The following is an 11,791-nucleotide window of genomic DNA, read 5'->3' on the forward strand; positions in this document are numbered from 1 at the left end:
GTCCAGCTCTATAGCCGATAGGATAACGAAACCAAACTTTGGTAGCAGCTTAAAAATCAACCAACTTTACCCCCTAACATCCCCACTGGTTTTATGGGTGTCTCAATTGGAGCATTGTAGGTCACAAAACTCTGTCACTTATCTCACTTATCCACTGATTAAATTTCGATAGCGTTGTTTCGTGACGTCGCTTTAACCTCAACTCATCACACATTACGTCAATAGGAGAATCTGAGCTCTTCGTAATTGCAAATTTCGCTAGGCCAAGCGCTTCTTCATATGCAAGTTCACTCCATTTCCTCTCAAATCCAAAAGTATCAACGCCTCGCCACTCAATAAGATCAACTCGGTCTTCAGGTGACTGCCAGAGTGTAGGAGAATAGCCATCATTGCAATTAATACCTGCAAATTGCTCTACAACTTTACATAAATACTCAATCTGCTTCTTACTAGTCCTTGTGAGACCGTGTAGGTTAGCAATTTCCAAAGCTAATGAGTGGAGTGTGATTCCTGGGCGCTCCGATAATACTTCCTTTACCAGGGAGGTGAGTAGCTCTTTATGCTGAGGCTCGAAATAATCGTCGGCATTAAGGGCTTTACTCTTTAAAGCTTCACTTTCAGCTACTTCGGAAAGGTCCTCAACAGCAACCCCGTCATTTACATTTTCACCAAGCACAATTGCTTCTGAAGGTGTGCTTAGCTCTCTTTCCTTTACAAGAATTTCTCGCAGTTTCATGTCAACTTTATCAATCGCAGACTCAGGATCGACAAAGTAGTCGGTAGACCACAGTCTTACAATATTCCAACCAAGACTTTCCAATATAATTTGTCTTACTCTATCTCGATCTCTTGCTGTGGGTGAACCGTGATAAGTAGCACCGTCACACTCTACACCAGCGATATATTTTCCAGGCCTGTCAGGGTGCAAGACCCCTAAATCAACCCTGAACCTACTCACTCCTACTTGGGTCTGAATTTTCCAGCCTTTAACACGCAATGCCTGAGCAACAGCTTCTTCGAGATCACTGTCAAATTGATCTACTCCATGATCTGCAGAGGCTATTTCAGCAAGCGCAATTGGGCCTTTTTCAGCAAATTCTAAGAAGTGCTTTAAGTGTTCTACGGCCACCGAGTTGGTTCGACTTAAGTCAATCATTGAGGAGTCGAAACTAGAAAATACGACTACTTCGGTTGTCGCTCGGGTAATAGCAACATTCAATCGACGCTCACCACCGCCCTTATTAAGTGGCCCGAAGTTCATACTCATTGTTTTTGCTTCAGGCTCAGTTGGCCCATAGGCTAGACTAAGCATAATGACGTCTCTTTCATCTCCCTGAACTGACTCAAGATTTTTTACAAATACAGAATCTCTACTTTGACTGTCTTGGAAATACTTTTCGATTGAAGGGTGCTGTCTCCTCGCATCGTCTAGTAAGTCCTCTATGGTGCGTTGCTGGTCAGTATTCAAAGTTACTACACCTATAGATTTGTTGTGCTCCTGCTTGCCTAAGAGTCTGCGTACAATTTCATCTACGACTGCTTGAGCTTCGACAGTGTTATTTCTCCCCTTACCTTTTGCATATATACCGTTAACTCGGTGCAGAGACACCGCAGACTCTTTGGTTTCTGACGAAGGATACGTGACAAGTGAGTTTTCGTAATATTTGCTATTTGAAAAGGCTATCAATGTTTCATGTTTACTTCGGTAATGTCCCATCAAACGCTTCAGCGGCAATCTTGCTGCCAGAGCCTGATCAAGAATTGATTCCAAATCCTCTTCGTCAGGATCTTCCGAATTTCCTCCCGCAGAAAAGAAGTTTGTTGGTGGCATTTGTTTAGGGTCGCCAACAATAATTACGTTCTTACCTCTAGCAATAGCACCGACAGAATCCCAAGTGGTCATCTGTGAAGCTTCATCAAAGACGACTAGGTCGAATCCTTTAAAATCAGAAGGCAGAAACTGTGCGACAGACAGTGGTGACATCATCAAACAAGGACACAAATCTAGTAACGAGTCGCCAATCTGATTGATTAAGGCTCTGATGGGAATATGACGTGTTTTTTTCTGAAGCTCTTTCGCAAGAACACCAAACTCATTTGGATTATCCTTTGCGCCTTTGACAGGCTTACTCTCAGATGCCAACGCTACAATATAATCGCTAGTAATTTCAGCCACACGTTCGTCAAGCTCCCTAAATGATTCTATAGTTTGTTCGTGCGTTGAAGCTTTGAATTGACGAAGCTCATGCTCTTCGTCAATTAGTAGCGGCGCAAGCCAATAGCAGAATGCGCTTCTAAATTGCTGACTCAGCTCTTCATGATTAACTAAGCCGTTCTCAAGCCCTGAGCATAGAATCTCAAGGTTTACCGATAACGTCTGTTCTTTAGCTGATTGCCATTCACACCAATTTTTCAGCTTGTTCGCATTGGCGTTTATATTCCCCAAGCTGTTTGAAACAGTCTGCAGAGATTCTTTTTTGTCTACAGGTATTCCTAATTGTTCAAGGTCATCATTCACACTTAGAAATGTTTCTATAGTCTTTGAATAGGTTTTAGCGATAGCAAAAATTTTAGACCCCTCCAAAAACTCTCTACCATCAATAAACCATTTTTTAACAGGAATCAGTACCTCTGCAGGATCGTCAGTTAGGGACACGAGTTCGGAAATACCCCGTCTAATTTCGCTTCCTGTTTCAGCCTTGTTTTGCAGAGTTTCAGCATCAGTTCCCCACCCTTCCCAAATGGAATATTTTTCAACGTGCGGAAGCTTACTTTCAATATCTAACTTCTGCTCCTGGCGAGAGGCCAATCTTGTCGATGATAGAAAAATCAGTTATCTTAGCTATGCTCAGAGAGGCTGCTTCTTTATTGATCTTCCGCTTATTGAAAAAAGCCTTCAACCAACCAGATTCAGCTTCTTGTGATAATTTTTTCCACTGTTGAACAGGCACTTTAGATACGTTCTCGCTCGTAACACCGTGAGATATTTCACCGAGGGTTCTATCAAACTGCGCTTTTAAACTCGCTAACTCGTGAATCACTCCGATACGCTCTTTTGCGCCCATATCGATAGCAAATGCGATATCCTGATCAAGAGCCTTCTCTGCTAGAGCATAGGCATTCTTTAGAGCAATAAGGTTTACAATAGTTAGATCGATACTCTCCAAAGCAAATAGAGGAAGCAATTCGACTAGGCTATCTTCTATAGCCTTTGACTTCTTCAGCCACTCATCAATTGATATAAGAAGTTTAGACTGCCAAACATTAGACCATTCTGTTGCAGTAACGAATCTGAATGCATCTATATTAAGGTCGCGTACATCAGAATAAGCCAGAGACAACTGCTCAATCAACTCTTGTGTTGACTTCAGTTCTCTTTCTGACCTTATCGGTGCACCGGCCAAATCTTGCGGCCATTCAAGTTTTACTTTCAATGTATCAACGTTAAGCGCAATTGAAGATATTGCCTCCCGTGCTGATATACCGAAATCACTCTTTCGATGCAATGCCCTAACATAGTTGTTTAGTTTTTCTTTCTTCTGCTTAAGATCAGCGACTGACGCTTCCCAAGTACGTGGATTTAGCCCTTCACGTTTTTGCCAAGCATCGTTTAGCTGCTCCAATACTGTTCGCTTGTTCGCCTTATTACTATGCAATTCAAGGCATAAGTGATCTAACCCGACCTTTTGAAGTCGGCGATAAACCACATTTAGTGCGGCCATTTTCTCAGCAACGAAAAGTACCTTTCGCCCCATACCTATATTGTGTGCAATGATATTGGCAATAGTTTCAGATTTTCCCGTGCTAGGAGGCCCCTCAAGAACAAAGTCTTGCGCTTTAGCAGAAGCATCGACTGCTATTAGCTGTGAGCTGTCGCAGTTGAGCGGTGTATATATTTCAGCTGGATCAAGCTTCTCGTCTATGTCTTCCCTGCTAACAAAATTGCTTTCCTGCGGATATGGCTCTCTTGGACTATCTATCAAATGTTGAACAAAAGGGTTTTCTTTCAGGTCATCAAGTCGATCACGCAGATCTCGCCACATCAGATATTTCGCAAATGAAAAAGAACTTAGTACCAGCTCTTCTACAAGCTCAAATCCGGCTTGTTCTTTAACCGCGTCTCGCACTCGCTGCCAAATAAAAGGTACGTCTACACCACTGTCATCCTCAGGTAATTCATCTTTAAATTCATTAAGCCTTATGTCGTGCTCAGATTGAAGGAACTCAATCAGCGTAAGGTTGAAAATTGGCTCTTCTTCTCGTAACTGTTCTACGTATACAGGAGCACGAGCGCTTCGCCGAGTGAGTTTAACGGGGATCAAAAGCAATGGGGCTTTATAGCTTTTCGAATCTTCGGAATTTTCTTTCCACTTCAGGAATCCTAGCGCTAAAAAGAGGGTATTTGAGCCTCCTTCTTCAAGGTCATTCTTCGCTCGTCTAAATAACTCAACAGAATTTTTTTCAAGCTTTTTCGCTGGCTGATTAGCAATCAAAACCTTATTCTGGATTTGGCTTAGCGCGTAATCGCGATGTACATCTGACCCGGTCTGCAGGCGAAATATCTCGCTGTCTCGGCCGGGAGTAAAGTGTGGACTTTCTTGCGCAGAAAGAAACTTGAACTTCGTACCGTCAGCCAGCATATCTTCCATCGCAGCAATGTCAGGGCAATAGAGCTTAATAGCTACTGCTCTGTCGCTGAAATTCAAGAGGGTATTTCTCTTTGTAAGGTCTAATAATTTTCTCGACCAAATATCTATTCTGGTTTCAGGCGTATCCTCGACTACTTGCTCATCTTTTCTTACAGGTGGAAGTGGTGGAATTATTGGCAGATCAAGCTCATCCGCACTACCTTCCGACGTTCTTTCTTCCTTAACTTCTTCTACCGTTGATAACGGCTTAATTGATTGAGTCCTAGCCTGTGCGATGTCAACTACCATGACAAACTCTGATTCGTTTTCTTCAGCAAGTAGAGCTCGCGCATGGTCTTTCGCTTGTTCAAAAGTAACGGCTGAGTCATTTGTAACCAGCGTAGTTTCGAATAAAATCAAATCCCGATTGTCAACGCGCTTTCTAATATCTTGTGGATCATCATTCGTTAAAACTGGTAGTTTTTCATCTATTAACCATGCACCCGCAAATGCATGTCCTTTTGTTACCGCTATAACGGGGTTCAACCCCATCGCCTCTATACAGCTGGCAAATAACAATGAAGTATCTAGGCACGCAACCATTCGCGAATTGCTTATGTCGGAAGCCAACCTAATTCTTTGGCCTTTACTGGCAAAGCCTTGTTGTGGGCTAACATACGCCAGCTTCTCTTTAAAGATAACATTCCAAAGAGCGGCGAGCATTAAGTAGGGTTTTTCTCGCGTGTTTGATTGATAACCGTCAATCGCTCGCCCATAGCCACCTTTTTCTAATGCAAGAACACATTGCCTTACGAGAGACTCAACATAAACGCCATTCGGCTTAACAAACGCGGCTAAAAGCGCTGGTTGCCTTTCTTCGCCCCCAGAAATTGGCTGGTAGTATATCTAGTTTAACGTGTTGTTCTGCGAGCAAGTCTTGTTTATCGCTGAAGAGGGAAAATGAAAGCTCATGTGTAATCTGTTCAGTTATACCGAATAGCTTTTCGAAAGGGAAACGAAGTTCTTTTAAATTGATGCCAATAGATTGACCTGGCTCCAACTGATCAATCTGCCAAATCTCTTCGCTAAGCCATCCATCAATTCCATCCAATTTTATTGTCAACGAGCTATAAGACGGCAACTCTTTTTCATCGTGTTTTGGATAGCTAACTCGAATAGACTTTAATACTGGGTAAGAGTTTTGCTGGGCGGCCAATGAAAAAGTAGAAATAATATCAACCGATAAATCTACACACCCGACACAAGGTTCTTCGACAACGGTACTCTCTATAGTTACATTTTTCATCTTTCGAATCCCTCCACATTGTATTTTCCCTTCTGCAACAGGGGTTAATGGTCCTTTCTGCCGACTTATCATACTTTAGTTCAATAGGGATTTAAATTAACTCATGACACATTATTGGAGGCACCATAACCAAGACCAACAAGGTGATCATAAGTAATAAGTTTACATATGACTTTAAACTGTAATCTGCGAAGTTAGTCGCCATCCAAGGTTATGCCAAAAGCTTCAGCATTCTTCACAATGAAAATGACCAACGGAAGCCGGTCACGTTAAAGTTGAGTCGCTGTACGTTTTACAGTAAACCAAAGATGAAGCCTATCAAGCCTCAACAAATGCGTTTAGTAGCTGCCATGAAGAAATATACACAACAAAAGAGATGAACGCTGCGTATGCCCTAGAAACCACACGCTTAACTAAGGAGACCCTTTAAACAGCAGGAACGGCTGGCTTTATGGGTGTCTCAATGGGAGTGCTATGGGTGTCTTAATTGGAATGGTGAATAGGCCTAAAAGCCCGTCATTCCTGCATGCTTTTAGCAGGAATCCAATTTCTATGAACTAAACGCAATTCGCCAAAGCAAGCAAAAACCGCAACTAAAAAGTCCAGCTCTATAGTCGATAGAATAGCGAAGCCAGACTTTGGTTGCCGCTTAAAAATCAACCAACTTTACCCCCTAACATCCCCACTGGTGTTATGGGTGTCTCAATTGGAGCAACTAAAAAGTCCAGCTCTATAGCCGATAGGATAACGAAACCAAACTTTGGTAGCAGCTTAAAAATCAACCAACTTTACCCCTAACATCCCCACTGGTGTTATGGGTGTCTCAATTGGAGCAGTTTAAATATTGTCTTTGACCTTTGTCGGCGAAGCCGATGTTGTTATTTTACCCGCGACTACAAATTCCCCATCAAATGATTGGCTTGTCAGATGAACAGATATGGACATCTGTACAAGGCAATCTTTTATAGCTGGGAGCGGCTTATTGCCGGTCTGACATAGAAGACGATTATTTGGTGGATTAGGAATTTGTTTGGAGGCCGGCTTCTCTTGCTTACTTTTCTTAGCTGTTGAAGAAAAGTCAGTCGGGTCGCAGGGATGCGGCTTGAAAAAAGGCATGGATGCCGTACGCGAAGCACATAGGGTGAACGAAGTGAATAATCTTTGTGAGCAAAGCGAATGCTTTAAATGCTTTTGGAAAAACGAAAAATGGTGTCGACTACCGGAGTCGAACTGCTATGAGGTCTAGCTGCTGATTACAAGTCAATTTGCGGTGATTAAAGCAAAAAATGCTGCCGACTACCGGAGTCGAACTGCTATGAGGTCTAGCTGCTGATTACAAGTCAATTTGCGGTGATTAAAGAGAAAAATGGTGCCGACTACCGGAGTCGAACTGCTATGAGGTCTAGCTGCTGATTACAAGTCAATTTGCGGTGATTAAAGAGAAAAATGGTGCCGACTACCGGAGTCGAACTGCTATGAGGTCTAGCTGCTGATTACAAGTCAATTTGCGGTGATTAAAGAGAAAAATGGTGCCGACTACCGGAGTCGAACTGCTATGAGGTTTAGCTGCTGATTACAAGTTAATTTGCGGTGATTAAAGCGAAAAGTGGTGCCGACTACCGGAGTCGAACTGCTATGAGGTCTAGCTGCTGATTACAAGTCAATTTGCGGTGATTAAAGAGAAAAATGGTGCCGACTACCGGAGTCGAACTACTATGAGGTCTAGCTGCTGATTACAAGTCAATTTGCGGTGATTAAAGAGAAAAATGGTGCCGACTACCGGAGTCGAACTGCTATGAGGTCTAGCTGCTGATTACAAGTCAATTTGCGGTGATTAAAGAGAAAAATGGTGCCGACTACCGGAGTCGAACTGGTGACCTACTGATTACAAGTCAGTTGCTCTACCAACTGAGCTAAGTCGGCACTGTTTTTACTTCTAAGTGACGCCATCTTCGGGTTGTTGGTAAACTACTTAAGTCAGCAGCTATCCCGAAAACGAGCGCTATTCTATGCACAAATCAAACTTTGTCAAACAAATAACGTAATTAGTTTTCTACTGTTTAAAATTCAGCCAACCGAATAGCTTCATCTTTGAGCATAGGGAAATATTCGGCTGGCAAATATTCACTTAACGCCCCTATCACTTTTGCTAACTCTTTATAATTGTCAGCACAAAGATTGAAATGTCCCATCTTACGCTTTGCTCTAGCGGTTTTACCGTACCAATGAAGATGGCACCCAGGAATGCTTAACATATCTCGATCGAAGTCTTTACAGCCGATAATGTTGATCATGGCAGTAGGGGATTTCACCTTAGTAGAACCTAAAGGTAAGCCTCGTACTGCCCGCAGGTGATTTTCAAACTGACATGTTTCTGCACCTTGCATTGTCCAATGTCCTGAGTTGTGTACTCTTGGAGCGATTTCATTGACCAAGAGCTGTTGCCCAATTTGGAAGAACTCAACCGCTAGTACCCCTACATAATCAAGAGACTCTGCAAGTTTAGTGAAGATATCCTGAGCTTGTTGGTTTAGCGCCTCATCCACTTCGGTAGCGGGAGCAATTGAGACATGTAATTGGCCTTCGTAATGGAGGTTTTCTGCAAGCGGGTAAAAGGCAAACTCGCCCTCCACATTACGCACTGCAACCAAAGATACTTCGCGCTCGAAAGACAACATTTTTTCAACAATAAGAGGTACTTTTTGCAAGTCTAGTTTAGACAGCGCTTCTTTTAACTTAGGCAACTGAGACTTATCTTGTAAGCGCCATTGACCATAGCCGTCATAACCATCTCGACTGGCTTTAATAATCAGTTTTTCACCCAATTTTTCCATAGCAGCATCAAGCTGTTCTACGTCAGTGACAATCGAAAATGGGCAATTCGCAATATTCAACTTTTCTAATAAAGTCTTTTCTCGCACCCTATCAGCACCCGTCAGAATTGACTCTACATTGGGTTTAAGTTTGCCACTAGCATGCACAGTTTCAAGCAGAGCTTCTGGAATATGTTCGAATTCTACTGTGACAACATTGGCCTCATTGATGGCCGTATCTAGCGTGCAATTGATAACGTCTTTACTAATTGGATCAACGATTTTGTTGTCCGCAACATCTACAGCTTGCACATGCAACCCCAAAGGATGGCCAGCTAGCGCCATCATTCGTGCCAATTGTCCAGAACCTAATACTAAGATACTCATGGTAATTCTAAAGTGGCTTGCGCTAATACTGTCGCGGTCTGTTCAGCACGAAAAGTTTTAATCGCATCTTCCACATTTTTGTCTTGTAGGGCAACCACTTGCGCAGCTAATAAGCCCGCATTTGCAGCACCAGCTTCACCAATAGCTAAGGTACCAACAGCCACACCTTTCGGCATTTGCACAATAGATAATAAGGAGTCAATACCGTTTAATTGACTAGAGCGAACCGGCACGCCAAATACAGGTAAATGAGTATGCGCGGCGATCATGCCTGAGTAAATGAGCAGCACCACCTGCGCCACCAATGATGACTTGAAAACCTAAATCAGCGGCTTGTTCTGCAAATTCAGTTAACAATTGCGGTGTTCGATGAGCAGACACCACTTTAGCTTCATAATCCACACCAAGCTTTTCTAACATCAAAGCCGCTTGTTGCATAGTGGGCCAATCCGATTTTGACCCCATGACTATCGCCACTTTAGGCATAACTTTTCTCGCTTAATTACTGAGTTAAGAGGATAGACCGTGTTATAGAACTGCCGTATCCCTAAAATTTCAAGCTGGATATTGTAGCCGATTGCTATTCGCTAAGAAACCTTAGCCCAACTTGGTGAAAATCAAATATTCTTAAAAACAAAAAATCCGCCTTAAGTTACCCAAAGGCGGATTACAAAATGCTAAATTAATTTAACTTTTTTGTCTGCGCATGGCAGTAAAAAATTCATCATTGGTTTTGGTCATAGACAATTTACCAATTAAAAACTCCATCGCGTCAATTTCAGACATCTCATGCACGATTTTACGCAAAATCCACATTTTCTGTAACTCATCTTGCGTAGTCAGTAACTCTTCACGACGGGTACCAGAGCGATTGTAGTCAATGGCAGGGAAAACACGTTTCTCTGCAATTTTACGATTCAGGTGTAATTCCATATTACCTGTACCTTTAAACTCTTCGTAGATTACTTCGTCCATCTTAGAGCCCGTATCGATCAACGCGGTGGCAATAATGGTCAAACTGCCGCCTTCTTCAATATTACGTGCCGCACCAAAGAAACGCTTAGGCTTATGCAGTGCATTGGCGTCAACCCCACCGGTTAAGACTTTGCCGGATGAAGGGATCACGGTGTTATAAGCACGGGCTAAACGAGTAATAGAATCTAATAAAATGACCACGTCTTTTTTATGTTCAACTAAGCGCTTAGCTTTTTCGATAACCATTTCAGCCACTTGCACGTGTCTGCTAGCTGGCTCATCAAAGGTAGAGGCGACCACTTCACCGCGCACAAGGCGTTGCATTTCGGTTACTTCTTCTGGTCGTTCGTCAATTAACAATACCATTAACAAACATTCAGGATGGTTAGCCGCAATAGATTGCGCGATATTTTGTAGTAGCAAGGTTTTACCCGCTTTAGGTGGAGCAACGATTAATCCACGCTGGCCACGGCCAATTGGCGATGCTAAATCTAACACCCTAGCAGTAATATCTTCACTGCTGCCATTACCACGTTCCATTGTTAAACGTTCGTTGGCATGAAGGGGAGTTAAGTTTTCGAATAAGATTTTGTTGCGAGAATTTTCCGGACGGTCGTAGTTTACTTCAGCTATTTTCAGTAGTGCGAAATAACGTTCACTGTCCTTTGGTGGACGAATTTTTCCGGAAATTGTGTCGCCGGTACGCAAATTAAAACGTCGAATTTGACTCGGAGAAACATAGATATCATCCGGCCCAGCTAAATAAGATGAATCATTGGAGCGCAAGAATCCAAAGCCGTCTTGAAGTATTTCCAATACACCGTTGCCAAATATGTCTTCACCGCTTTTCGCGTGAGATTTTAAGATGGAAAAGATGATGTCTTGTTTACGTGCACGAGCCATGTTTTCTAGCTTCATTTCTTCGGCTAGTTTAACCAGTTCGCTGATCGGTTTATTCTTGAGTTCCGTTAGGTTCATAATTGGTGGGTCTTTTTTGCTAAAAGCTTGGCTTTACAGTCAAGTTTGATTGAATGATTCAATAGTATTTACTTATTTATTATCTTTGAGTTGAGCAAAATAAAATAAAGGATCTGTTCAGGTGAGAACAATACAAAATCTACCATCAAAAATCCATTGAGTCTATAAAATTGTTCGCTCTATAGTCAGTTTGGTTCATTTGTTAAAAAAATCAACACCGAATAATAACGCATAGGCGTCACTATTCAGAGTATCAATACACAAAAAAACTCAGATAATACTGAGTTTTTTGTGTTTAAAGCATAACCTTAATCGTTATACATTTTCGTTTAAGAACTCGATTAATTGAGCCTTAGACAATGCTCCAACTTTAGTCGCAGCAACATTTCCATCTTTAAATAACAATAAAGTTGGGATACCTCTGATGCCATACTTTGGAGGAGTTTCGTTATTTTCGTCGACATTCAGCTTGCCAACTGTTAACTTGCCTTCAAATTCGTCAGCTATTTCAAGTAAAATTGGCGCGATCATTTTACAGGGGCCACACCATTCAGCCCAAAAGTCAACTAACACAGGACCAGCAGCATTGATAACATCGGCCTCGAAACTATCGTCAGACAAGGTGATAATTTTGTCGCTCATTTTTTTCTCCGTAATTTTTACTGTCGCTTTAGTTAATAAAGCGCGGTTATGATTGTTATATA

At 42.2% G+C, this 11,791-nt stretch carries 6 protein-coding genes, 1 tRNA gene and 1 pseudogene; all 8 read right to left on the reverse strand.

Annotated features, from left to right (window positions below):
- Positions 1-121 precede the first annotated feature (121 nt).
- The 8 genes and pseudogenes from RS130_RS02490 to trxA all read right to left on the reverse strand — a co-directional run bounded on the left by RS130_RS02490 (position 122) and on the right by trxA (position 11,729).
- Entirely contained in the window at positions 122-2,809 is a 2,688-nt protein-coding gene (locus RS130_RS02490) for an AAA domain-containing protein (protein WP_316024644.1), read from the reverse strand.
- Complete coding sequence (locus tag RS130_RS02495; protein WP_316024645.1) at positions 2,775-5,351, reverse strand: DUF4011 domain-containing protein; 2,577 nt, start codon at positions 5,349-5,351, stop codon at positions 2,775-2,777. The genes RS130_RS02490 and RS130_RS02495 overlap by 35 nt, the downstream gene beginning before the upstream one ends.
- Before the next feature lie 118 nt (positions 5,352-5,469).
- Positions 5,470-5,934, reverse strand: coding sequence for a hypothetical protein (locus RS130_RS02500; protein ID WP_316024646.1), 465 nt, complete (start codon positions 5,932-5,934; stop codon positions 5,470-5,472).
- 1,847 nt (positions 5,935-7,781) lie between these two features.
- A tRNA-Thr gene (locus tag RS130_RS02505) sits at positions 7,782-7,857 on the reverse strand.
- Between the two features lie 137 nt (positions 7,858-7,994).
- Entirely contained in the window at positions 7,995-9,134 is a 1,140-nt protein-coding gene (locus RS130_RS02510) for a 5-(carboxyamino)imidazole ribonucleotide synthase (protein ID WP_316024647.1), read from the reverse strand.
- Positions 9,131-9,620 (reverse strand): annotated as a pseudogene (gene purE, locus RS130_RS02515) (5-(carboxyamino)imidazole ribonucleotide mutase). The gene RS130_RS02510 and the pseudogene purE overlap by 4 nt, the downstream one beginning before the upstream one ends.
- A 201-nt stretch (positions 9,621-9,821) precedes the next feature.
- Positions 9,822-11,087 carry a transcription termination factor Rho gene (gene rho, locus RS130_RS02520; RefSeq protein WP_316024648.1) on the reverse strand — a complete coding sequence of 422 codons (1,266 nt, stop codon included), beginning with the start codon at positions 11,085-11,087 and terminating at the stop codon, positions 9,822-9,824.
- Positions 11,088-11,402: 315 nt separating this feature from the next.
- Complete coding sequence (gene trxA, locus RS130_RS02525) at positions 11,403-11,729, reverse strand: thioredoxin TrxA (RefSeq protein WP_316024649.1); 327 nt, start codon at positions 11,727-11,729, stop codon at positions 11,403-11,405.
- Positions 11,730-11,791 lie beyond the last annotated feature (62 nt).

This window comes from Paraglaciecola aquimarina (genome assembly GCF_032464635.1).
Lineage (GTDB): Bacteria > Pseudomonadota > Gammaproteobacteria > Enterobacterales > Alteromonadaceae > Paraglaciecola > Paraglaciecola aquimarina.